Origin of the sequence: Vibrio sp. FF145, assembly GCF_041439075.1 — a bacterium.
Lineage (GTDB): Bacteria > Pseudomonadota > Gammaproteobacteria > Enterobacterales > Vibrionaceae > Vibrio > Vibrio tasmaniensis_A.
Genome location: NZ_JBGONH010000020.1, coordinates 14,710 through 39,643, shown reverse-complemented (window position 1 = coordinate 39,643; position 24,934 = coordinate 14,710). Strand labels below are relative to the sequence as shown.

Annotated in this window: 17 protein-coding genes and 1 pseudogene; 12 read left to right on the top strand and 6 right to left on the bottom strand. The window is 44.7% G+C overall.

The annotated features are described in order from the left end of the window. Nucleotides 1-384: 384 nt before the first annotated feature. The 5 genes from ACED42_RS09550 (at nucleotide 385) to gnd (ending at nucleotide 6,890) form a co-directional block, all read left to right on the top strand. Nucleotides 385-1,995, top strand: coding sequence for an ATP-binding protein (locus ACED42_RS09550; RefSeq protein ID WP_371702347.1), 1,611 nt, complete (start codon nucleotides 385-387; stop codon nucleotides 1,993-1,995). Between the two features lie 69 nt (nucleotides 1,996-2,064). Further along, nucleotides 2,065-2,760, top strand: coding sequence for a response regulator (locus ACED42_RS09545; protein ID WP_009846579.1), 696 nt, complete (start codon nucleotides 2,065-2,067; stop codon nucleotides 2,758-2,760). A 437-nt stretch (nucleotides 2,761-3,197) separates the two neighbouring features. Beyond that, nucleotides 3,198-4,700, top strand: coding sequence for a glucose-6-phosphate dehydrogenase (gene zwf / locus ACED42_RS09540; protein WP_029222938.1), 1,503 nt, complete (start codon nucleotides 3,198-3,200; stop codon nucleotides 4,698-4,700). Beyond that, on the top strand, nucleotides 4,697-5,413 hold the full coding sequence (pgl, locus tag ACED42_RS09535) for a 6-phosphogluconolactonase (RefSeq protein ID WP_371695602.1): 717 nt from the start codon (nucleotides 4,697-4,699) through the stop codon (nucleotides 5,411-5,413). The genes zwf and pgl overlap by 4 nt, the downstream gene beginning before the upstream one ends. Nucleotides 5,414-5,441: 28 nt before the next feature. Further along, complete coding sequence (gene gnd / locus ACED42_RS09530) at nucleotides 5,442-6,890, top strand: decarboxylating NADP(+)-dependent phosphogluconate dehydrogenase (protein WP_004733587.1); 1,449 nt, start codon at nucleotides 5,442-5,444, stop codon at nucleotides 6,888-6,890. A gap of 133 nt (nucleotides 6,891-7,023) precedes the next feature. On the opposite strand, the gene ACED42_RS09525 is transcribed toward gnd, so the two are convergent. Continuing rightward, complete coding sequence (locus tag ACED42_RS09525; protein WP_371702309.1) at nucleotides 7,024-8,184, bottom strand: HD-GYP domain-containing protein; 1,161 nt, start codon at nucleotides 8,182-8,184, stop codon at nucleotides 7,024-7,026. Nucleotides 8,185-8,607: 423 nt separating this feature from the next. Here ACED42_RS09525 and ACED42_RS09520 point away from each other — a divergent pair, with 423 nt between their 5' ends. Continuing rightward, nucleotides 8,608-9,021 (top strand): VF530 family DNA-binding protein, encoded by a 414-nt coding sequence (locus ACED42_RS09520; RefSeq protein WP_012603790.1) that lies wholly within the window; start codon nucleotides 8,608-8,610, stop codon nucleotides 9,019-9,021. 152 nt (nucleotides 9,022-9,173) lie between these two features. Here the strand turns inward: ACED42_RS09520 and ACED42_RS09515 are convergent, their stop codons facing one another. From ACED42_RS09515 to ACED42_RS09495, 5 genes and pseudogenes are all read right to left on the bottom strand, one after another. Further along, nucleotides 9,174-9,365, bottom strand: coding sequence for a hypothetical protein (locus ACED42_RS09515; protein WP_009846584.1), 192 nt, complete (start codon nucleotides 9,363-9,365; stop codon nucleotides 9,174-9,176). A 284-nt stretch (nucleotides 9,366-9,649) separates the two neighbouring features. Beyond that, the gene (locus tag ACED42_RS09510) at nucleotides 9,650-10,408 is read right to left on the bottom strand and encodes a sulfite exporter TauE/SafE family protein (protein ID WP_371702306.1); all 759 of its coding nucleotides are present in this window, start codon (nucleotides 10,406-10,408) and stop codon (nucleotides 9,650-9,652) included. Nucleotides 10,409-10,603: 195 nt separating this feature from the next. After that, nucleotides 10,604-12,124 (bottom strand): tripartite tricarboxylate transporter permease, encoded by a 1,521-nt coding sequence (locus ACED42_RS09505; RefSeq protein ID WP_371702304.1) that lies wholly within the window; start codon nucleotides 12,122-12,124, stop codon nucleotides 10,604-10,606. Nucleotides 12,125-12,134: 10 nt separating this feature from the next. Further along, nucleotides 12,135-12,635: a tripartite tricarboxylate transporter TctB family protein gene (locus tag ACED42_RS09500; protein WP_009846587.1), complete on the bottom strand. Its 501-nt coding sequence runs from the start codon at nucleotides 12,633-12,635 to the stop codon at nucleotides 12,135-12,137. Between the two features lie 247 nt (nucleotides 12,636-12,882). After that, a pseudogene (locus ACED42_RS09495) lies at nucleotides 12,883-13,853 on the bottom strand (tripartite tricarboxylate transporter substrate binding protein). 454 nt (nucleotides 13,854-14,307) lie between these two features. On the opposite strand from ACED42_RS09495, the gene ACED42_RS09490 reads away from it, so the two are divergent. The 6 genes from ACED42_RS09490 to prpF all read left to right on the top strand — a co-directional run bounded on the left by ACED42_RS09490 (nucleotide 14,308) and on the right by prpF (nucleotide 24,858). Next, entirely contained in the window at nucleotides 14,308-17,481 is a 3,174-nt protein-coding gene (locus tag ACED42_RS09490; RefSeq protein WP_371702302.1) for an HD domain-containing phosphohydrolase, read from the top strand. 391 nt (nucleotides 17,482-17,872) lie between these two features. Then, the gene (locus ACED42_RS09485) at nucleotides 17,873-18,592 is read left to right on the top strand and encodes a GntR family transcriptional regulator (RefSeq protein ID WP_017071741.1); all 720 of its coding nucleotides are present in this window, start codon (nucleotides 17,873-17,875) and stop codon (nucleotides 18,590-18,592) included. A gap of 100 nt (nucleotides 18,593-18,692) precedes the next feature. Next, nucleotides 18,693-19,589, top strand: coding sequence for a methylisocitrate lyase (prpB, locus tag ACED42_RS09480; protein ID WP_371702300.1), 897 nt, complete (start codon nucleotides 18,693-18,695; stop codon nucleotides 19,587-19,589). A 146-nt stretch (nucleotides 19,590-19,735) separates the two neighbouring features. Continuing rightward, a complete protein-coding gene (prpC, locus tag ACED42_RS09475) occupies nucleotides 19,736-20,938 on the top strand; it encodes a 2-methylcitrate synthase (protein WP_371702298.1) in 1,203 nt (400 codons plus the stop codon). Between the two features lie 101 nt (nucleotides 20,939-21,039). Further along, nucleotides 21,040-23,676: a Fe/S-dependent 2-methylisocitrate dehydratase AcnD gene (acnD, locus tag ACED42_RS09470; RefSeq protein ID WP_371702297.1), complete on the top strand. Its 2,637-nt coding sequence runs from the start codon at nucleotides 21,040-21,042 to the stop codon at nucleotides 23,674-23,676. A 9-nt stretch (nucleotides 23,677-23,685) separates the two neighbouring features. Then, a complete protein-coding gene (prpF, locus tag ACED42_RS09465; protein WP_371702295.1) occupies nucleotides 23,686-24,858 on the top strand; it encodes a 2-methylaconitate cis-trans isomerase PrpF in 1,173 nt (390 codons plus the stop codon). Nucleotides 24,859-24,934 lie beyond the last annotated feature (76 nt).

The following is a 24,934-nucleotide window of genomic DNA, read 5'->3' as shown; positions in this document are numbered from 1 at the left end:
CTAAATTTCGATTTAAAGCGTGGTCTGAAAATCATGACTTATGTCTTGGCAACAACGAACTCCTTCATATGCAACCATTATAATTGTATTTATTTTAAACAACCTAAAAAACACCTAAAAGCTTAGTGATCCAGCTCAATATTTATTCGTTTATTTTGCTTTTTAAGCTAATCCGTTCTAAAAATGAACGATTAATCCAAATGAATAACGTAAAGGGTTATCAATTAACAATCTGCTCAATTATTTAGTTGAGTAGCAGTCACAAATTCACGTACCTAGAAAGGTCATGCGATTAACTTGGTGTTAACATTGATGGTCTAACACTAGGGGCGGTGGAATATGAAATGGAGCAGTATCAGTTTCCGTAAAAGGTTACTGATTATCATGACGGTCACTGGCCTCGTTGAACTTTTGATTCTTGCAGCGGCTGGCTTTTACTACATCAAACAATCTCAAGAACAAGAGATGGGTTTGAAAGCGTTAGGTGTTGCTGAATTTCTATCTGAATCGCCACTGGTCACCAGCATTATTCAAGAAAATGGAACGTTGGACCCTAATGGCGTTCCCTACGTTTTGTCTGAAGAAACCCAAGTTAAGTTTCGTAACCTTACTCAGCTCATTGGCGCGGCGTTTATCGTTGTGGGAGATGACAAAGGTATCCGCCTTATTCACCCTTATGATGACAGGCTCGGTAAACCAATGCGTGGTGGCGATAACCAAAAAGCATTGGTATTGGGCGAGTCTTATGTGTCGACGGCTAAAGGTTCACTTGGCTTCTCTGTCCGTGGGAAATCCGCGGTTAAAGACCCACAAGGCACTGTCATTGGCGTGGTGTCGGTTGGCTACCTCTTAGATTCTTTACAAGATCGAATTGAACCTTACTTAGCCTTTTTGATTGTGATGGCCTTGCTGGTGGTTGCGGTTAATGCTGTGATTTCAAGCTATGTATCTCGTCGTTTTCAACGCGCTATTTTGGGGTTTGAGCCTGAAGAGATTGGCCGTTTATACGTAGAACTTGATGTGACCATGAGTACTGTGAAAGAGGGCATTTTAAGTATCGATAAGAGCGGTATTTTGCGTTCAATTAATAAGAGTGCCTGCGATATTTTATCGATAGACCGAGATAAAGCACTTAATCAACAGCGCCTTTCTGATGTATTGCCAGGCAGTGATTTAGAGCAGCTGTTATCAACGGGTGACACTGATCATGATGTTGAGCTGTACCTGAACAATAAGCGAATCATTGCTAATCGCAGCCCAATTATAGTGGCTGGTGAGGTGGTTGGGGCGGTATCCAGCTTCCGATTGCGAGATGAAATCAACGATTTAACAGACCAGCTCTCACAAACCAAAGAGTATGCTGATCTACTGCGTTCGCAAACCCATGAGCATCAAAATAAGCTAAACACCATTAGTGGCTTGATTCAAATGGGCGAGCTGGACTCTGTTCAACAATTGATTGGTCAAGAAACCGCTCATTACCAGAGCTTAATTGAGTTCTTAAGAGAGACGGTGAAAGATCCATTGATTGCAGGCATGCTTTTAGGCAAAACAGAGCGAGCTCGAGAGATTGGTTTGGAGCTTAAAGTTGAAGAGGGATCAAGGCTTGAGGCATTACCCGCTTGGTTAAACGCAGAGGATGTCGTGACGATTCTTGGCAACCTGATTGATAACGCGTTTGATGCCACCATGATGGCAATTAAACAAGAAGGGCCAATAGCACCAGCTCGTCGCGTAATCGATGTGTCGATCAGTGATTTTGGCAATGAAATCATAGTGGAAGTCGAAGACAAGGGCTGTGGTTTGCCGAAAGACTTGGCGACCAAAGCACTCACCGAAAAAGGCGTATCGAGCAAAGCGAAGCAGAACCGAGGTGTTGGTTTGTATCTCATTAAGCAACTTGCAGATCGTTATCAAGGGCAATTAGAAATGGTTGATAACCCTGATTTTGGGTCACGCATGACGGTGTATTTACCGAAAGAAGAACAACAATAATAATTAAGCACGAAGCGATCTTGCGAAGATCATCGTGACGGAAAAAGCATGGTTAAAGGAAGAACATAAATGAACGCAATCACGAGAGTCATGGTCATTGAAGATGATATTGCGATTGCAGAGCTTCACCATCGTTATTTAGAACAGATGGGAGGCTTTGATGTGGTCGGGATTGCGACCACACAGTCTGAAGCATTAATGCAATTGGACATCTTAAAGCCTGATTTGGTTTTATTGGATGTGTATCTACCGGACGGATGCGGACTTGATATTTTGAACCACGTTCGTGGTAGTAATCAGGGATGTGATGTGATTTTGATTACTGCTGCCCGAGATGTCGACACCTTGCAACAGGCGATGCGTGGTGGAGTCGTCGACTACTTACTGAAACCTGTGATGTTTCCTCGTTTGGAAGCGGCACTGAAAAAGTACCAATCGCAACAACAAGAATTTGAAAGTGTGTCTGATTTGAACCAAGGCTTGGTCGACAAGATGCTTCAAGCCAATGCCAAGGCAGACTCTCGAAAGGTTTCTACGTTACCTAAAGGGATCGATGGTGTAACGCTTGATAAAATTAGAGCTATTTTCCAACAAGCCGACATTGCTGATATTACAGCTGATGAGGCAGGTGAACGTATTGGAGCTAGTCGAACCACCGCTCGACGCTATTTGGAATTCCTTATCACGACTGGCGAGTTAGTGGCTGACTTAAATTACGGGTCAGTAGGTCGCCCAGAACGCTGCTACAACAAAGCTAGAAGATAGATTTAGCGACAACAAGTCACAAAGATAAACGCGATGCTATCAAATAAATATAAAGCCAGTTGAGTAAGCTGGTTTTGGTTTTTTCTCCCTTTCTTATTGCTCACTCCACCGACCAGATACCGTTCTTTCTTGACTACAATGTTTGAGAATGCCGATTTGCTTCTTCTTCCAGATAGAACAGCTGACTTATCGATTATAATTTGTTCGAAATCAGTCAATATTTAATCGATTGCTTTCACAGTGGTTGATGTAAATCAAATACTCATAGACAATACTGTCCCGAATAGAGGTGATAGCTTTCACCCTCGTTTACCAAACGCATTCTCAAGTGTAATAGGCACTCGCTATTGATGTAATAGCCAAGACCTATTATCTATTTTCGTATGTCGCTGATACCTTTGGCGAATACTAAAAACCTTGTTTTTATAGGAAAGATGATGGTAATACCTGAAAACAGCAGCATCGTTATTTTTGGTGCGTCGGGAGATCTAACTTACCGCAAGTTAATTCCTGCTTTGTACCACCTGTATGCTAGCAATCAACTTCCAGAATCCTTTGCGATTCTTGGAGTGAGCCGTACTGAGTACAGCGACGAGTCTTACCGTGAGAAGCTGAAGAAGTCTCTTCAGGAAATGGAAAAAACTGAGCCAGAGACGCTGAATGCATTTATTGAACATCTGCATTATCAAGCGATCAACACTTCAGATGTAGACGATTACGCTCGTCTAGCACAACGTCTGGATAAGCTTGAGCAAGACTACCAATTCGAAAACCATAACACATTGTTCTACTTGGCAACCCCGCCAAGCCTTTACGGTGTGATTCCAGCAAACCTTGCTGCACATGGCCTAAACGATGAGAAGAACGGCTGGCGTCGTCTGATTATTGAGAAGCCATTTGGTTACGATCTAGCATCAGCTCAAGCGCTGGATGAAGAGATCCATCATCACTTCCAAGAACACCAGATCTACCGTATCGACCATTACCTTGGTAAAGAAACGGTACAAAACCTTCTAGTGCTTCGTTTCTCAAACGCGATGTTTGAACCTCTGTGGAACCGTAACTTCATTGAATACGTTGAAATCACAGGTGCTGAGTTCCTTGGCGTTGAAGAACGTGGCGGATACTACGATGGTTCTGGCGCAGTTCGTGACATGTTCCAAAACCACCTGCTACAAGTGCTAGCAATGGTTGGTATGGAGCCACCTGCTCAAATCAATGCAGATTCTATTCGTGATGAAGTGGTTAAAGTACTTCAGTGTCTGAAACCATTAGAAGAAGATGATTTGCGTAAAGACTTAGTATTAGGTCAGTACACAGCATCAGATGTTCGTGGTCAGCACTTACTAGGTTACCGTGAAGAGCATGGTGTAGCGGATGATTCTCGTACTGAAACGTACATTGGCCTTAAAGCACACATCAATAACTGGCGTTGGAATGGGGTTCCTTTCTACGTACGTACGGGTAAACGCTTACCAACACGTGTGACTGAAATCGTGATTCACTTTAAGAACACACCTCACCCAGTATTTGGTCAAGATGCACCAGAGAACAAACTGATTATCCGTATCCAACCGGATGAAGGTATTCAGATGAGCTTTGGTTTGAAAGAGCCAGGTGCAGGTTTCAAAGCAAAAGAAGTGAAAATGAACTTCTCTTACTCTGACTTGCCTGAGACTCAGATGCTAACGGCTTATGAGCGTCTTCTTCTTGATGCACTGAACGGTGATGCGACTCTGTTTGCACGTACCGATGCTGTAGAAGCATGTTGGAAGTACGTTCAACCGATCTTAGATTTCAAGCAAGACCCTCAAGCACTGTTTGGCTATGCTTGTGGTACTTGGGGCCCACAAGAAGCCGATGAGCTTCTGCAGCGTGATGGCCGCGCATGGCGTTTCCCATGCAAAAACTTAACAGACACGGATTACTGCGAACTATGATCAATCACAAGATCTTTGCAACGCCTGAATTAGTCGTTGAAAACCTAGCAAACGAAATGAAAGCTTACAGCGAGCAGGGTAAACCTGTTCACATTTCACTGTCGGGTGGCAGCACGCCAAAAATGCTTTTTAAGCTTTTAGCTCAAGCGCCATACGCAGAAGGCATTCAATGGAATAACCTTCATTTCTGGTGGGGCGACGAACGTTGCGTGGCACCTGATGATGCTGAAAGTAATTTCGGTGAAGCAAACGCATTGCTGTTTACACAAGTAAACCTTCCTGCTGAAAACATCCACCGCATCCGTGGTGAAGATGAGCCAAAAGCAGAAGCAGAGCGTTTCGCGAAAGAAATGGCAGACGTGATTCCAACAGAAAACGGCACGCCTGTTTTCGATTGGATCCTGCTAGGTGTTGGCGCAGACGGCCACACAGCTTCACTATTCCCGGGTGTAACTGACTACCAAGATGAGAACCTATCTGTATTAGCTTCTCACCCAGAGTCGGGCCAGATCCGTGTTTCTAAAACAGCGAAAGTTTTAGAAGCAGCAAAACGAATCAGCTACCTAGTACTGGGTGCAGGTAAAGTTGAGATCGTTAAAGAAATTCATACAACTCCTGCTTCAGAACTGCCTTACCCGGCAGCGAAAATCCAGTCTAAAACTGGTGAAACAGAGTGGTTCCTAGATTCAAATGCAGCAAGTGCTATCGCATAAGTGCGAGTAGCCGCAAGGAGATAAAATAATGAAAGGTGATATCGGTGTAATTGGCCTAGCAGTAATGGGTCAGAACCTTATCCTAAACATGAACGACCACGGCTTCAAAGTTGTGGCTCACAACCGTACTGCTGCGAAAGTAGACGAGTTCCTAGAAGGCCCAGCTAAAGGTACTAACATTGTTGGTGCTTACTCTCTAGAAGAGTTAGTTGAGAAGCTAGAAGCGCCACGTAAAGTGATGCTTATGGTTCGTGCTGGTGATGTTGTAGATACGTTCATCGACAAGCTTGTACCACTTCTAGACAAAGGCGACATCATCATTGATGGTGGTAACACTAACTTCCCAGACACTAACCGTCGTGTTGCCGCTCTTCGCGAGAAAGGCATCCACTTCATCGGTACGGGTGTTTCTGGTGGTGAAGAAGGCGCTCGTTTCGGTCCTTCTATCATGCCAGGCGGGTCTCCTGAAGCTTGGGAAGCGGTTAAGCCTATCTTCCAAGGTATCTCTGCGAAAACTGACGCGGGTGAGCCTTGTTGTGATTGGGTTGGTAACGACGGTGCTGGTCACTTCGTTAAGATGGTTCACAATGGCATCGAATACGGTGACATGCAGCTTATCACTGAAGCATACCAGTTCATGAAAGATGGCCTAGGTATGAACCACGACGAAATGCAGGCTGTATTTGCTGACTGGAACAAAACTGAGCTAGACAGCTACCTAGTAGAAATCACTGCAGACATCCTTGGCTACAAAGATGAAGACGGTGAAGCGCTAGTTGAGAAGATCCTAGACACTGCTGGCCAAAAAGGTACAGGCAAATGGACAGGTATTAACGCACTAGACATGGGTATCCCACTGACTCTAATCACTGAGTCTGTATTCTCTCGTTGCCTGTCTGCACTTAAAGATCAACGTGTTGAAGCTGAGAAACTGTTCGGTAAGACTGTTGCTCCAGTTGAAGGCGACAAGCAAGAGTGGGTTGATGCAATCCGTCAGGCTCTACTTGCTTCTAAGATCATCTCTTACGCTCAAGGTTTCATGCTAATGCGTGAAGCGTCGAACGAAAACGGCTGGGATCTAAACTATGGTAACGTTGCTCTTATGTGGCGTGGCGGTTGTATCATCCGTTCTGCATTCCTAGGCAACATTCGTGATGCTTACGAAGCGAACCCAGAGATCGCATTCCTAGGTTCAGATGCATACTTCAAAGGCATCCTAGACAACTGCATGGGCGCTTGGCGTAAAGTTGCAGCTAAGTCTATGGAATCAGGCATCCCAATGCCATGTATGACTTCTGCACTAACGTTCCTAGACGGCTACACTACAGCTCGTCTTCCAGCGAACCTTCTACAAGCTCAACGTGACTACTTCGGTGCTCACACTTATGAGCGTACTGACCGTCCACGTGGTGAATTCTTCCACACAAACTGGACTGGTACAGGCGGCGACACTGCTTCTACAACTTACGACGTATAATCATTAGTTAGAATCAGTAAAGAACACGTTTGTTCTTTCAGCTGAAACTAGAAAACAAAAGGATGCCAATTGGCATCCTTTTTTGTTGGTTCACGTTCTCTTACTTAGGCCTGAATAACAAAGAAGCCATAGTTTAAGCTGTCATTAAATGCGGCTGAGCATCGTCATTGTATTGCTCCCGAATGGCCATAAAGCCGTCTAGGTTTTGTTTAAGAGCCACAACACACTCAGGGTCGAACATCGAACCCGAGTGAGCTTCTATGTATTCCATCACTTCATCGAGTGACCACGCTTGCTTATAGGCTCTTTTGCTCATCAGCGCATCGAATACATCGGCTAATGTCACGATGCGTGCTTCGAGCGGTATCGCTGTGTTACTCAAAGCATCGGGCAACCCTGTGCCATCAAACCTTTCATGATGATGACGTACGATATTTTTAATGAATTGGATTTCCTCAGAACACATAGCGCTATGGCATGATAGGGCAACCACATTGTTAATCATTTCTTCACCGTACAAGGTGTGGTTGTCCATGACGGCTCGTTCTTCTTCATTAAAGCGTGCGCTACTGAATAGCACTTTATCTGGAATTCGATATTTACCTATGTCGTGAAAGGGCGCATACAGCCGAATTCGGTGAATGAATTGGTGCGTTATTTCTTCCTTGCTGTGCGACAGAGTACGAGCAACGTGTTCACTGTATTTACCCATGCGAATGAGATGCTCTTTAGTCTCTGGGTCTCGAGCATGACCCATGTTTAAAGCAATCGCTAAAGAGGATTGAAAGTGACGTTGGCGCTCAAACCATTGAACGAAAAGGCTAGAGATCACTTGAGTGAGATAAGCGATATCACACTGGATAGTTTGGTTAGCAAAGAACCCCGCTGATGAAGCATTGATAAACACAAATCCAAGATTACTTTCTTGATGATGAATAGGTGTTGTGTAACTGCTTTGATGACCGATATCGAGCAGGTGAGATATTTGTTTGGTTGGGCTAATGGTGGTGAGGTCGTGGATGATTCGAGTATCTAAAGACTCAGCCATTCTAGATAAAGCTGATTCTGGCTTAAGTTCTTGCTCGATGTAGCGATGCTCGGCTTCTTGGCAAAGAGTATCCGAAACAAAATAATTCGATGCTCTATTTTCATTGCACAGCACGACCGAAAGCCTAGACAGAATGGGGTAATGTTCGCGAGCTAGCCGAAAGAGATCATCAACGATGGCGATAATGTCTTTATCTTGGGCGGCTACTCTGCTGATTTGGGAGTAGTCAAACATGGTCAAAGCCAACCTTTATTTATAGTTATATCATTGTTTAATATCATTATTAGTAGGTTTCTATACCACTTCTAACATAGCACCTCGCTGTTAATTAGCAACACTGCGTTCTAATAAGTTTAAATTCCATTGGTAAAGTAGGGATATTTCATTCTTCTATCATGGTTTTTGTTAACTTGAGCTAGTTTGGTGGATCTTTAAGACAGACCCTTTTTAGTAGGGGCGGCTGTATTACACGCAACATCAGGATGGTAAGTGACCATATTAAAATTAAATTGAAAGATAAATAGGATAACGAGCATGCTTTATGCCATCATAAAGGCATAGATAAGGGCAATGGATGATATGCCCAAATGATTGAGCTAGAAGCGGTCAGTGATGACGGTGTTCTAGAGTAAATTCAAGGCCTTTAGTTGCCTTGGAAAAGGTAATGTTATGACTGAAGAAGAAAGAATCGAACTGCAACAAAACAACCCACTGCATGGCTTAAAGCTTGAAACTATGATCAACGAATTAGTGGATCATTACGGTTGGGAAATTTTGGATGCAGCAATGCGCATGAACTGCTTTAACACTAAGCCGACAGTAGCAAGTGCCGTTAAATACTTGAAGAAAACAGAGTGGGCTCGTGAGAAAGTAGAGAATTTCTACCTTTACCGTTTCAAGCGCATGCCTAAAGCTTCTGATATCGAATACCAGATGCCTCCGCGTTCACGTACATTCCGTCACGGGTTAGAACCTCGTGAGCCAATGGAATTAACGGTTGAATCGATTCTAGCATCACAAGCTAAAGCGGCGTCTGCATTTAAAGAGCGTCGTGGCGGCAACGGTCGTAACTTTCGTCGTTAATAGAAATACGTCGCTAGTAAAAGGGCGTCGCCAATAGAAAGGCGTCGCTAGATAAGCCGTCGAAATAGCCTAATCAGCTAAAGCGATAAGCATAAAATACAAAAGGAGCCTAAGTGCTCCTTTTTTAATGCATGTCGCTTTAGTCGTTCGCCTTAAGCTTCGCGGTTCTTTCTTTGATTCTTCCAAAGGTCAACGCCATAGACAATAGCGCTGATCAATAAGAATAGCGCTGACACAGAAAACAGAGCGGGCATTTTTAGAATCCACGCGAATGTGGCAGCAAGAAAAGCGACAAAGCAAATGAGTCGACTTGATGACATGACATGACCGAGTTTAATGTTCATAACGCCTCCTAATGAAGTCTCACTTTCGACAGGAAAATTATCCCACCTTTGGCAAAATAAAGGCTAAAAAATAGTCTAAATTGTTATCAAATTTGCTAATTGAATGACTCGTCTCACATATTTTAGCTTGGCTATTTTATAGTTCATAAAATAACCAGTCGAGGGGCTTTGTCAATTCTTTATACTTAACGATTTGCGTTGTGTTTTGCTAACGAAAACCGTGATTGCTGCACGAAGCAGTTCGAATAAAAGCTAGTTGGTATAGAACCTATTTCGCATAAAACTTACCTAGCATAAAAGAAGTAAGCGGTAATCAAAAAGCTCGCGATGATCACTGTGGTGCGAACATATTGTTGTGGGATACGACGAGAAACTTTTGCTGAATAGTAACCACCGACCAATGTCCCAAACAAAACGGCCATGCCTGACGGCCAATCAATCGAACCATTCACAACAAAGAACACGATTGCCGCGAGTGATGCGCATGCCGATACCAACAATTTGATGCCATTCATCACGTTGATATTGGTATACCCTGCCAGTGCCAAGTAGCTCAATGTCACAATGCCTAAGCCTGCATTAAAATAACCACCATAAACACACACGATCAAAAGCAATACAGCTGAAAAGAACGCGCCTGCGCTGGTGGCGTGCTTATGTTTAGCTGTTACTTTTTTGAGCCATTTGTTGAGTGTGCCACCAAAGGTAAAAAGTAGAGCGGCGAACAGTAATAACCAAGGGACGGATTGGGTAAATAGCGCTTCTGGCGTGTGTAGTAGTAAAAATGCACCAATGCCGCCGCCAATTATACATAGCCCGACAACGAGTTTGAGTTGTTTGGTACCAGATTGAATTTCGTGGCGTAGAGCGTAGGCTCCGCTAATGTATCCAGCACACGAAGCAAAGGTATTGGTCGCGTTGGCTGCTATTGGTGGAACGCCTGCAAACAATAGAGCGGGGAAGGTGATGAAGCTGCCTCCTCCTGCGATGGAATTCAACACGCCACCAATCACACCTGACAAGAATAGAATCAACCAATCCATAGTTTTAGAATCCAATGCGTTAAATGATGAATCACCTTACTTGATTTTGTTATTAATATCAGGGATATGTGTTTTTCAGGAGTCGGATTGTGAGTTTGCTACCATCTTAGAGCTGTGGTTTTTTGAAATGACTGATACGAAAAAAGGAGCCTGAGGCTCCCTTTATTTCGTTTTGTTTTCTAGGCTAAGCCAAGTTTATACTTCAACAGGCTTTGCTCTAAAGCTCTTGAACAGCTTAATCAGAATAGGACTAGATAGAACCAATACCGCTAAAATGGTGAAGGTCATTGTGATAGGGCGTTCCCAAAGGAAGCTGAGTTCACCATCACTGATCATCAGTGCGCGTCTCAAGTTCTCTTCCATCAAACCACCTAATATGAAGCCAAGCAGTAACGGTGCGAGCGGGAAGTTGGCCAGCCTTAACGCTATCGCCGCCATTGCCACAATTAGCATCACAAACACATCCATCGTGTTGAAAGACACCAAGTACACACCTGTGATTGAGAAGAAGATAATCATTGGCAGTAGTACCGTTCTTGGTACCGCTAGCAGTTTAGAGATATATGGGATCAGCGGTAGGTTTAAGATAACCAGCACGATGTTGCCAAAGTACATCGAGATAATCACCGACCAAAATACATCTGGATGCTCAACGAACAAGCGAGGGCCTGGCTGAATACCGTAAGCAATCAACGCACCAAGCATAATTGCAGTAGTACCAGAACCCGGAATACCGAGTGTTAGTAGCGGAACAAATGAACCGCTTGAAGCTGCATTGTTTGCTGATTCAGGAGCCACAAGACCACGAATACTGCCTTTACCAAACTCTTTCTGCTTGTCTTTTGGCGCTAGGCTGCGTTCCATGCCGTAGCTTAAGAAAGCTGCGATCGTCGCGCCAGCACCCGGAAGCACGCCAGTGAAGAAGCCAAGAATTGAAGAACGAATCGAAACGGGCGCGACTTCTTTGAACTCTTCTTTAGTCACTTTCATGCTGCCAATATCGGCCATCTTTTGGCTTTCTTCGCCGCTGGTGTCTTTCTCAGGTTTCAAAATACCCATTAAAGTCTCACCTAAAGCGAAGGTTGCCATAGCAAGAAGTAGGAAACTAAAGCCATCCATTAGGTCTGTTAGGCCAAACGTGAAACGCTCAACACCAACGCCTTTGTCGATACCAACAGTAGATAACATCAAACCAAGAATGGTCATCATCCATGCCTTTATTACCTGACCTGGGCCTGCAAACGCTGCTACAGCCGATAGACCTAACAACATCAATGCGAAGTAGTCTGACGACTGGAAGCTCAATGAGACACTTGCTAGAGCCGGTGCTGCAATCAAAAGCATGATTGCTGACAGCGTACCGCCAGTGAAAGAAGAGTAGGCTGCTAGTGCCAACGCTTTACCTGCTTGGCCTTTTTGTGCCATTGGGTAGCCGTCGAATGCGGTTACTACCGTTGAAGAACAACCTGGAGCATTGATTAAGATTGATGACGTTGAGCCACCAAATACAGCGCCGTAGTACACACCTGCCATTAAGATTAAGCCAGAAGAAGGGTCTAGGCCGTATGTAATCGGGATCATCAACGCGATTGCTGAAATTGGACCTAGCCCCGGGAGCATACCAATGAAGGTACCCACGAAGCAGCCCACAATTACCATCATGATGTTCATTGGCATCACAGCGGTAGAAAGTCCTTGTAAAATTCCGTCTAACATAATGTTATCCCTACCAAAGAGTGAAGATTAAGCCAGGCTCTAGGTAGATATCTAAGCCTTGAGTTAATAATAAAAAGAACGCGATAACGAAAGGAAATGACGCGCCAAATAAAATAGATTTACGGCGCTCACCCAATAGGTAAAAGCCAGCAAGCAAGAAGAAGCTGGTTGCTAAAACAAAGCCAAGATAAGTCAGCCCAACACCGTACAGTGCCATTAACACCAAGAAGCCAATCAGCAGCTTCCAGTTCAACGGCGTGGTGTCGCATGAAACCTTCTGGTCCGGTTGTCCTGTAACTAGTAGGATCAACGACAGGCCGATGCCGATAAACGTTAATAGGGTAGGTAAAGTTCTTGCTGTGAAGGGTTCGTACTCGTCACCGGGGAACAAAGGAATTAGCGTGGTTTGGTAGCCATAGCACAAGCACGCCAGCATAAAGATCATGGCTCCGATGCGATCCTTTGAAAGCAAAGATTCCTTACTCAGAAATTTGGTTGGTAAGTCCGACATATCCAACTCCATTTGGGGTGGTATAAATAGTAAAAAAGCCGTACATGAGCGAGTTAATGAAGAATGTCTGGGATCACTAACCAAAGGTAAGCGAATTACGGTACTGGTTTATCAGCCACTTGCGTTTACAACGAATCGGCAAGCGTTAGTAATACGTCTACGAATAAACAAAGGAGTTTGAAGTTAACTCATGTACGGCGAAACAAGGAAAGAGTAAGAGGGCACATAGACCCTCTATGGTTGTTGGTTATTTCAAGAAACCAAGCTCACGCATTAGGTCGCCCATCTGTTTTTCTTGGTCTTCTAGGAAGGCGTAAAAATCTTTGTCAGCTTTGTAGTTGTCAATCCAACCGTTACGGTCACGAACCACTTGCCATTCATCGGTCTTGTACATTTTGCCTAGCGCTACATTCCACTCGTCGATTTTCGCTTGGCTAGTGCCAGGTGCCGCGAAGAAGCCACGCCAGTTAGCAAATACTGTTTCGTTGCCGTACTCAGTTAGTGTTGGGATGTTTGGTGCCGCATCAAGACGTTTTGGTGCCGTTACCGCCAATACTTTTACTTGGCCTGATTTAGACATTTCTAGCACTTCACCAAGGCCTGTCGAAAGCAGTTGTGTTTCGCCAGATAATAGAGCTGCCATTGCTTTACCACCTGCATCGTAAGCAATGTATCGCACTTTCTTCGCATCAAAACCTTCGCCTTTGAACGCTGCCGCCACAACAAGGTGATCCATGCTGCCTCGAGCCGAGCCGCCTGCAATTTTCACTTTACGTGGGTTGCTTTCGAATTCTTTTACTACATCTTCCCAAGTGTTGTACTTCGAATCCGCAGACGCAACGATTGCGCCATAGTCGGCAATAGTTGCTGCTACAGGAGTTAGGTCGCGGAAAGATTGTGGGAAGATACCGGTCAGCGAGCGCACAACGATAGGCGTTGAGTTCACCATTAGCGTGTCTTCTTGACGTTGAGCCGTCTCGATTAGGTGTGCATGGCTTTACCGCCACCACCACCAGACAAGTTTTGGAAAGAGACATTTTCTACGATGTCGGATTTAACTAATACATCACCCGTACCACGAGCCGTCATATCCCAACCGCCACCAGCGCCGCCAGGGATTAGGAAGTGGATTTTTTCTACGTCAGCAGCAAAAGTGTTAAAAGAAAAGGTTGCTGCGATGATAGAAGCCGCAAGAGTAGGTTTCAGTGCCTTGAACATGGTTCACGTTCCTTATGTAGGGGATCTCTTCAATGGAGAGAAACTTATGTTTTATATCCAGCTGCTAAACACACGAGTAGGGTATTGCTTAGCAGATGACGTTAAAGTTAACGGTGTGTTAAAGAATTGTCTTCAATGCGGCGATATTGAGGATAAAGAACATTGGGTGAATAAAGTGCATAAAGTTCACGGGGACGTGGCTCTAGGATTCTTCAAGAAATAATTATTCTCATTTTTTCTTAAGGTTGTGTGAACAATTTGTTTTGACTATTAGCCGTTTTATACTGTTGGGTATCATTAAAGTAGGTACTTTATTGTGACACAGAGAGAGGGATAGGGAGACGCTCTTGTATATATAGAATAATGTGTTGCTAGGTGGGGTATGCTACTGTAATAATATAAATATTGCTGGCACGTTACATTTCTGAGCTAATGGTTATTCAAGGATCGAATAATGGCATTAAAAAAAATTTCGTTACGATTTACTGTTGGAGGAATGTTTTTACTCGCGACATTTCTTACTGCTGTTGTTGCGGTTTCACTGCAATATTACTTCAGTAAAAAAATGGCGACGGAGAGTACTCTGTCAAAATTGACGATGGTGTCTCATGACCTGAGTGATTATATAGGCGCTATTGATTCTGACGCAGCCAACACTGCGCGTTTACTTGCTTCAGTGAAACGGTCAATCAGTAACAAAATATCGAAAGAAGAGTCGCGTAGTATTCTTTCTGAAGCCATTAAAGATAACCCTCTCTTTTATAGTATTTACATTGGCTCATCCGATGAAAATTTCTTCCAAATTATTAATCTAGAATCTGCCCCTGTCGTTAGAGAAAAAATAGGTGCACAACAAACGGATCGTTGGGTTGTGGTTGAGATTAAAAATATAGGGCAGGAGCGAGTCCGGACAACGAAATACTTTGACCAAGAGTTTACGCTCAGAAGCTCAACTACGGAGCAGAGCAACTACTTTCCAACGACCAGGCCTTGGTATGTTTCTGCCAATGTTCAGTCGGTCGAAAAAACTCAGCCATATCTTTTTCAGCATTTACAAATTACCGGACAAACTTATTCTTTAGCGTTTGATTCGAAAATAGAATCTGAAATTCAACATGTGATTGGTATTGATATTGTGTTGTCTTCTTTGGCTAACAAATTATCAGGTACGGCGCTTGGATTAGCAGAAGATAGTAAGGTTGAGTCTTTCTTATATTCGAAATCGGGAAATATCATTGCGTCCAACCTCAAGGTTAATAATCAGGAATCGGAGTTTGATGTATCAACATTGATACTATCATCTGAGCAAAAAACCTTGGTTAACGATACCCCTCCGCTGCTAGTTTCTAATCAAAATGATTGGGGGCCGATGGACTTTTCTGTGGCGGGAAAACCAAACGGTTATGCGATAGACCTTCTCAAAATGATCGGTGAGATGACTGGGATCAGGTTTGAATTTGTGAATGGCTTTTCTTGGGGAGAGCTTGTCAATAAGTTTCAAGAAGGAAGCATCGATGGGCTGCAATCGGTGCAAAATTATAAAGATAATGGCATAAATGGCCTATACACAACTCCAATCTATGAATTGCCGTTTGCTATCGTGACAAAGGTTGGTGCGAAGGTTGTTACTAATTATGCCGAACTTGAGGGTAAAAAAGTTGCCATTTTATCTGGGTGGTCAATTATTCCTAAAATGAGGGAAGACTTTCCGAATATTGATTTAGTTGAGTTTGAAAACCTGGAGTCTGCATTTAATTCAATTGAAAGCGGAGAGAACTTTGCATTCTTAGACGCTGAACCCGTACTCTCGTTTGCATTAGATAGGTTTTTCCAACCAGGCCTTGTTGTCAATGGGACTCTAGAAGATCTAAAACAGAACTACACAAATCAATTCCATTTGGTGTTGCAGAGCAAGCATAAGCAATTGCTTCCGATTATTGATAAAGCTATCAGTAAATTAAGTGGTGAACAACTTGATGCCTTAGCGAAAAAGTGGCTCCATGATACCGGCTTTAATACGAATACGACGGTTCCTTATACTGAACTTTATGATTTGACTAAGGAAGCAACGGTTGAAGGCAGTATGATAAGGGTAGAGTTGAATGGCGAGATCAAGCATCTCTATTTAAAGAAAATAGACACAGGCGAACACTACTCTGAGTATTTTGCGGTATTGATTCCCGAAACTGAAATCTTTAGTACAGTCAATAAACGTCTAGTAACCTCTGTTGGCGTAACGATGTTACTGATGAGTTTGACCTTACCTATTGCTTGGGTTTTTGGTGCACCGATAGTGCGTCCTATTCGTCAATTAGAGGAGGAGACTCATAAGATCAAGATGCGTGATTATGACAGTGTCGAACTTGTTGACACTCGAATTAAAGAAGTATGGGAGCTATCTGTGGCGGTAAAAGACATGGCGATGGAACTCAAGCAACATGAGCTAACCCAAGAAGCCTTTGTTGAGTCGTTCATTAAACTTATCGCCCAGGCTATCGATGATAAATCCGCTTATACGGCTGGGCACTGTAACCGCGTACCAGAACTGGGCTTGATGTTGGCTGATGCGGCTGAAAAATCCCAGTCTGAGCACTTCAAAGATTTTAAGTTTGAGAACGACGATGAACGTCGTGAATTTAGAATTGCTGCTTGGCTTCATGATTGTGGCAAGATCACGACACCTGAACACATCGTCGATAAAGGTACGAAGCTAGAAGCTAACTACAACCGAATTCACGAGTTGAGAACTCGATTTGAAGTGCTTTGGCGTGATGCAGAAATTACAGCTTTGACAAAACAACTCGAAGGATCTCTACCGGCTGAGCTGGTAGCTGATGAACTTGCGTCAACCAAACAGCAACTACAAGAGGACTTTGCTTTTATCGCGGCATCAAACGTTGGTGGTGAATTCATGAGTGAAGATAAAGTCGCACGTATTCGATCTATCGCTGAGACGACTTGGACGCGTAACTTTGATGATCAACTTGGTTTATCACCGATAGAGGCGTTGAACCGAGAACCGAGTGCAAGTTTACCTGCAACAGAGCCACTGTTAAGTGATAAAGCAGAGCATATAGTGAAAAGAGATAGGCCGTTAGAGTTTGACCCGAAACATCAAATTAAAATGGATGTGCCTGAGCACTTATACAATCTGGGCGAAGTCTATAACCTGAGTATTGCGCGTGGTACCTTAACTGCTGAAGATAGGTTTAAGATAAATGAGCACATGCTTGGTACCATCAAGATGCTTGAAAACCTGCCATTCCCGAAAGAGCTAAGCCGTGTGCCTCGTTATGCGTCGACTCACCATGAAACCCTTAAAGGCACAGGCTATCCAAGGAAGCTGACAGGTGATGACCTTTCAATCCCAGAACGTATTCTGGTGATCTCAGATATTTTTGAGGCGTTAACTGCTGCGGATAGGCCTTATAAGAAGGCGAAACCAATCAGTGTTGCTGTCGACATCATGTATAAAATGGCGTTGGACGAGCATCTAGATATCGAGCTGTTTAGATTGTTCTTAACCAGCGGTACTCACCTGCGTTATGCAGAAGAGTATCTCAAACCAGAACAGATTGATTTTGTCGATATCAGCAAATACCTCGAAGTCACTCGTCAGATAGCTTGATTAAAGGTTGGCTTGTTAGAACGGGTTCGATGAATGAAAGGCGCACATGAGTGCGCCTTTTTTATATCTGTTTATCGGTGAGCAGGTGGATAGACACAGAGTGAGCTGCGATTGACAAGTTTGGCGATAAGTTGTCGACACATCGATTCCAAATAATTTTAGAGTATGTATCGGGTTGGTGGTTGTTAGTCTGTTTTAAGCGATAAATAACAATTAGTTAAGTTGTTTTTAGTGTCCTTTTGGGTGAGTTTTTATCGTCTATAAAAAATACTACCTTAGTCTAAATTGTCGACAATCTACTTGATTGTCGACAATTTGATCGTGTATTTTATGTTCATGTTATGAAATTGTTGACAGTTAGGGTCGGCAATCAGAAGTGAGCAGCGTGAATATGAATACTGCGATAAAAGATCTCACCTTAAGTGCAAACACGAAAACACGTGTGAGCGACAAAGAAAACACCAAGTCGGAAAATCTGACTGAGTACCTCGTTGAGGCGATTGTTAACGGTGAATTAGCACCGGGCAGTAAGATCTCGGAGCCTGAGCTGGCCAAACGCTTCGAGGTAAGTCGAGGTCCATTACGTGAAGCGATAATGCGTGTGGAAGGGCTAGGGCTTATTGAGCGAATTCCTCATGTCGGCGCTCGAGTTATTACTTTTTCTGCAGACAAACTGCTAGAGCTTTACGCGGTGCGAGAGGCATTGGAAGGCATGGCGGCTCGCCTAGCAGCGCGACATATCACACAAGAAGAGCTTATCGGGCTTGAAGGATTATTGTCGACACACTCAAAGCACATCGATGAAGTCGAAGGTTCTTCTTACTTTCATCAACATGGGGATTTTGATTTCCATTACCGCATTATCAAAGCGAGTCGTAACAGCAAACTCATTTCGCTGCTGTGTGATGAGCTTTATCACCTATTACGCATGTACCGCTATCAATCGCCTAGGGCTCAGTCTCGACCAAAAGAGGCGCTCGATGAACACAAATACATCCTACAAGCGATTCGTAATCGCGATGAAGAGCTAGCAGAAATGCTAATGCGACGACACATCTCGGGTAGTCGATTGCTTATAGAACAACAAATTCAATCCAAAGATCTTGATTAAGCGACCATTGGAACCTGTCAGCAGATCAGTGCTGGCGATAACCAAAAGCCGTAAGTTTTAAAGATTAGCTAGAAATAAACAATTAACAGGGAGCGTCATTATGAAGTTATCAGCAGGAGTAAAGTTCCGACAAGCTGTGCAAGACAACGACCCATTACAGATCGTCGGCACGGTGAATCCGTATTGCGCGATGATGGCAAAAAACTTGGGGCATCAAGCGATCTATTTGTCGGGTGGAGGTATCGCCAATGCGTCTTATGGTTTGCCTGATTTAGGTATTACGACATTGAACGATGTGTTGGTGGATGTTGAACGTATTACCAATGCGTGTGATCTGCCATTGCTGGTGGATATCGATACGGGTTTTGGCGGAGCGTTTAATATTTCACGTACCATTCGAGCGATGGAAAAGGCGGGGGCAGCTGCGATTCACATGGAAGACCAAGTCGCGCAAAAACGCTGTGGTCATCGACCAAATAAAGCGATTGTGAGCCAACAAGAGATGGTCGATAGAGTCAAAGCGGCAACCGATGCTAGAACCGATGAGAGCTTTGTGATTATGGCGCGTACGGATGCATTGGCGGTTGAAGGCATTGATAGTGCGATTGAACGAGCGATAGCTTGTGTTGAAGCGGGCGCAGACATGATCTTCCCTGAGGCGATGAATCAACTCGACCAATACGTGAAGTTCTCGGCGGCGCTGAAATCTGCAACGGGTAAGCACGTGCCTATTCTCGCGAACATCACTGAGTTCGGCCAAACACCACTCTACAACTGTCACGAGTTAGCCCAATCAAGTGTCGACATGGTGCTTTATCCATTGAGTGCGTTCCGTGCGATGAACAAAGCGGCGGAGAATGTTTACAAGCACTTGTTAGTTGAAGGCAATCAAGAAGCTCTGTTGGATTCAATGCAAACCCGTAAAGAGCTTTACGAACACCTGAATTACCACGACTACGAGAACAAGCTTGATCAGTTGTTTTCAAGCGAAGGGTAAACCAGTTTCAATTAATCAAAAATCAACTTAATCCAATAACGTGAAATGGTTAGTCGCCATATCCAGTACCGATGATAAAGATCATCGGACATATAAACAGGCAGCACCAAAGAGTGCAGGCGGCTAACACAGAAAAGGAGTTCAACATGTCTGTATCTTTGAGTGATAAAGCAACTGTCGAAAAGGCTTCTACAGAAAACCAACAACAAAGCGAAAAAACAGCCAGCACACCTGCAATCGGTGGTGCTGGTTTACGCGGCCAAAGTGCGGGAACCACGGCGCTATGTACGGTAGGAAAATCAGGAACTGGTTTAACCTACCGTGGTTATGATATTACCGACCTTGCTAATCATGCTCAGTTCGAAGAAGTGGCGCATCTGCTACTAAGAGGTCATTTACCCAGTGAAAAAGAGCTTGATGATTACAAAACATTGTTGGTTGGTCTGCGCGGCTTGCCTCAACCTTTGAAAGTAGCATTAGAGCTTACCCCTGCTGACGCTCATCCAATGGATGTGATGAGAACGGGCTGTTCAATGTTGGGTAACTTAGAGCAAGAATCGGACTTCTCTGAGCAACTATCAGCAACAGAACGTATGCTTGCACTTTTTCCTGCGATTATTTGTTACTGGTATCGCTTTAGCCATGATGGCGTGCGCATTGATACTGAAGATCAAAGTGAAGCATGTTTGGGTGGCTACTTCTTGAAAATGCTAACGGATAAAGCACCGAGTGAACTTCACAAGAAGGTGATGCACTGCTCGCTAACCCTTTACGCGGAACATGAGTTTAATGCTTCGACTTTTGCCGCTCGTGTGTGTGCATCAACGCTGTCGGATATCCATTCTTGTGTCACCGCAGCGATTGGTACGTTGAGAGGCCCTTTGCATGGCGGTGCGAATGAAGCGGCGATGGAAATGATCCAAGATTGGCAAACCGCCGATGAGGCTGAAACGAACATCATGCAGATGCTTGCTAACAAAGACAAAATCATGGGCTTCGGTCATGCCATTTATCGTGAAAGCGACCCGCGAAATGCTCTAATCAAGCGTTGGTCAAAAGAGCTAGCTCAAGAAGTGGGAGATCAACAGCTTTACGCCGTTTCAGAACGTGTTGAAGCGGTAATGAAGCGCGAGAAAGGCTTGTTCTGTAACGCTGACTTCTTCCATGCATCGGCCTACCACTTCATGGACATCCCAACCAAATTGTTTACTCCTATCTTCGTGATGAGCCGCCTTACGGGTTGGACGGCGCACGTGTTCGAACAGAGAGAAAATAATCGCATCATTCGTCCAAGTGCAGACTACACCGGCCCAGAGCATCAAGACTGGCTGCCTATTCATCTACGTTAGTCCTCTATATCGAGCCGACTTATATATCGAGGTGACTTTTCTCTTCTTGTGATAAGGCCTCGAGAACCAACGAATAGAATTTAACAGATAATGGTGGATGTATGTCTGATGTAAAACTTGAACAAGCTCAGTACCTTGATAAAAATCAGTACCGGAAACTTTTACCCGGAACCCATTTAGAATATTTCGACGCTTGCGAAGCGGTAGAAGCAATATCCCCGGGCGCTTATAAAACCTTGCCTTATACGTCGCGAGTGTTGGCGGAACAATTGGTAAGACGCTGTGATCCTGAAACCCTTGAAGATAGCTTAAAACAGATCATTGAACGCAAGAGCGACTTAGATTTTCCTTGGTATCCTGCGCGAGTGGTGTGTCATGACATTCTAGGTCAAACAGCCCTAGTAGATTTGGCTGGATTAAGAGACGCGATTGCCGATCAAGGCGGAGACCCTGCCAAGGTGAACCCAGTGGTCGAAACTCAACTGATTGTTGATCACTCTTTGGCAGTGGAACATGCCGGGTTTGATAGCGAAGCATTTGATAAAAACCGCGCGATTGAAGAGCGCAGAAACGAAGACCGTTTTCATTTTATTGAATGGTGTAAAACCGCGTTTAAAAACGTGAGTGTGATCCCAGCGGGTAATGGAATTATGCACCAGATTAACTTGGAGAAAATGTCTCCGGTGATTCAATCCAAAGAGGGTATCGCGTTTCCCGATACCTGTGTCGGCACCGACAGTCATACTCCTCATGTTGATGCTCTGGGTGTTATTGCAATAGGTGTCGGTGGTTTGGAAGCTGAGACTGTGATGCTCGGTCGTCCGTCTATGATGCGTTTACCAGACATCGTGGGCGTTAAACTTACCGGTCAGAGACAAGAAGGCATTACCGCGACTGATATTGTGCTCTCCATTACTGAGTTTCTTCGCAATGAGAGAGTGGTCTCAAGCTATTTGGAATTCTTCGGTGAAGGGGCGCGTGCACTGACCATTGGTGACCGCGCAACAATATCTAACATGACGCCAGAGTACGGTGCGACTGCGGGTATGTTCTACATCGATGAGCAGACCATTCAATACCTCAAGCTTACAGGGCGAGAGCCTGAACAAGTTGAATTGGTAGAGCTTTACGCCAAACAAACTGGGTTATGGGCTGACGATCTAGACTCTGCTCAATATGAGCGTGTATTAGAGTTTGATTTATCGAAGGTTGAGCGCAATCTTGCAGGGCCATCCAATCCACATCGTCGTTTGCCAACCAGAGAACTGGCTGAACAAGGCATCAGTCAAGCATCTTGGAAAGAGCAGCATGCTAAGCAGTACAGCGAAGAGCAAATGCCTGATGGTGCCGTAATCATTGCGGCAATTACTTCTTGTACCAACACCAGCAACCCAAGAAACGTAGTCGCCGCAGCATTGGTGGCCAAGAAAGCCAATCAGCTTGGATTAGTTCGTAAGCCGTGGGTGAAAACGTCATTTGCGCCGGGCTCTAAAGTTGCCAAGCTCTATCTTGAGTCGGCAGGTTTGCTACCTGAGCTGGAACAATTAGGCTTTGGTATCGTGGGTTATGCGTGTACTACCTGTAACGGAATGAGTGGGGCGTTGGATCCTACAATCCAACAAGAGATCATAGACCGCGACCTGTACTCAACTGCTGTGTTGTCAGGGAATCGAAACTTTGATGGTCGAATCCATCCCTATGCCAAACAAGCGTTTTTAGCCTCACCGCCGTTGGTGGTTGCATACGCGTTGGCTGGCACGATTCGCTTTGATATCGAGAAAGACAGCTTAGGCACTGACAACTATGGTAAGCCAATCTACTTAAGCGATTTATGGCCGAGTGATGCCGAGATCGATGCTGTTGTCGGTGAGCATGTTAAGCCTCAGCAATTCCAACAAATCTACGTAAAAATGTTCCAGCCAGACGAGGATCAGGTGACTACTGAGCCACTTTATGATTGGCGACCTCAAAGTACCTATATACGCAGACCACCTTATTGGGAAGGGGCTCTTGCGGGAGAGCGTAGCCTTTCAGGGATGAGACCTTTAGCGATTCTGGGTGACAACATCACTACGGATCACTTATCTCCTTCAAATGCGATTCTCGCTTCGAGCGCAGCGGGGGAATACCTCACCAAAATGGAAGTCCCAGAAGAGGACTTTAACTCTTATGCGACCCATCGAGGTGATCACTTAACCGCACAACGAGCAACCTTCGCCAACCCTAAACTGTTCAACGAAATGGTGAGGGATGCCGGAGAAGTTATGCAAGGTTCATTAGCAAGAGTTGAACCCGAAGGTCAAGTTACGCGAATGTGGGAAGCGATAGAAACCTACATGAACCGTAAACAACCCTTGATTGTTGTTGCTGGTGCCGATTATGGACAAGGTTCATCACGTGACTGGGCAGCCAAAGGGGTGCGCTTAGCGGGTGTTGAAGTGATTGTGGCTGAAGGGTTTGAACGAATTCACAGAACCAACTTGGTTGGCATGGGTGTGTTGCCTCTGCAATTCAAAGCGGGGACCAATCGCAACACCTTAGAACTGGACGGCACTGAGCTTTACGACGTGTACGGCGACATTGAAGCAGGTTCTGATTTGGCTCTCGTCATCACTCGTAAAAACGGTGAAAAGCTTGATGTGCCAGTGACCTGTCGACTGGACACCGCAGACGAAGTGAATGTCTACAGCGCTGGTGGCGTGTTGCAACGTTTCGCCAAAGACTTTCTTGCACAGTAGGAGCTGGTTATGAACATCAAACAGATAAAAGTATCTGCTACCTACATGCGGGGCGGAACAAGTAAAGGCGTTTTCTTCAACCTAAGTGACTTACCTGAAGTTGCACAAGTTGCTGGAGATGCACGAGACGCATTGCTTCTGCGTGTGATTGGCAGCCCGGATCCTTATGGCAAACAAACCGATGGTATAGGGGGGGCAACATCCAGCACCAGCAAAACCGTTATTGTTTCGAAAAGCAGTAAAGCCGATCACGATGTTGATTATCTCTTTGGCCAAGTAGCAATAGACAAGCCGTTCGTTGATTGGAGCGGTAACTGCGGCAATTTGTCTGCTGCAGTAGGCCCATTTGCTATTCATAGTGGATTGGTCGATTCGAATCGTATTCCAGAAAACGGTGTGGTCGAGGTGCGAGTGTGGCAAGTGAACATAGAGAAAACCATTATTGTTCATGTACCTATCGCTGGTGGTGAAGTCCAAGAGTTAGGTGATTTTGAACTCGATGGTGTCACTTTCCCCGCTGCTGAAATCCAAGTTGATTTCCTAGACCCAGCCGATGCGAGTGGTTCAATGTTTCCAACAGGGAATGTTGTCGATTTTTTAGATGTTCCAGATCTGGGTTGCATCAAAGCGACATACATCAACGCAGGAATACCGACCATTTTTGTTGATGCTGAATCGGTGGGCTATCAAGGCACAGAGCTTCAATCTGATATCAACAGTGATTCAAAAGCCTTGGCTCTGTTTGAATCCATCCGAGCACATGGTGCGGTTGCGATGGGGCTGATTGATTCTTTAGAACAAGCTGAATCACGCCAACACACACCGAAAGTCGCGTTTGTTGCTAAGCCTCAAGTGTATCAAGCTTCAAGTGGTAAATCGGTATTAGCTGACGATACCGACCTTCTGGTGCGAGCTTTGTCTATGGGGCAATTGCATCACGCCATGATGGGCACCGCTGCGGTCGCCATTGCTTCAGCGGCAAGTGTGCCAGGCACTTTAGTGAACTTGGCAGTCGGTGAGGGTTCCCGAGATTTTGTTACCTTTGGTCATCCATCAGGAACCTTAAAAGTGGGTGCTAAAGCTATTCAGACGGAAAGCGGTTGGCAAATAGAACGGGCGATTATGAGTCGTAGTGCCCGAGTGATCATGGAAGGTGCCATCCGTGTGCCTTTTCCTAAGTAAAGCGATTGTCGTGAACGGTTTAATGTTCACGAACACAACGCTGAGAAAAGAGTGCACCCAAGTGAACGGCCAAAGG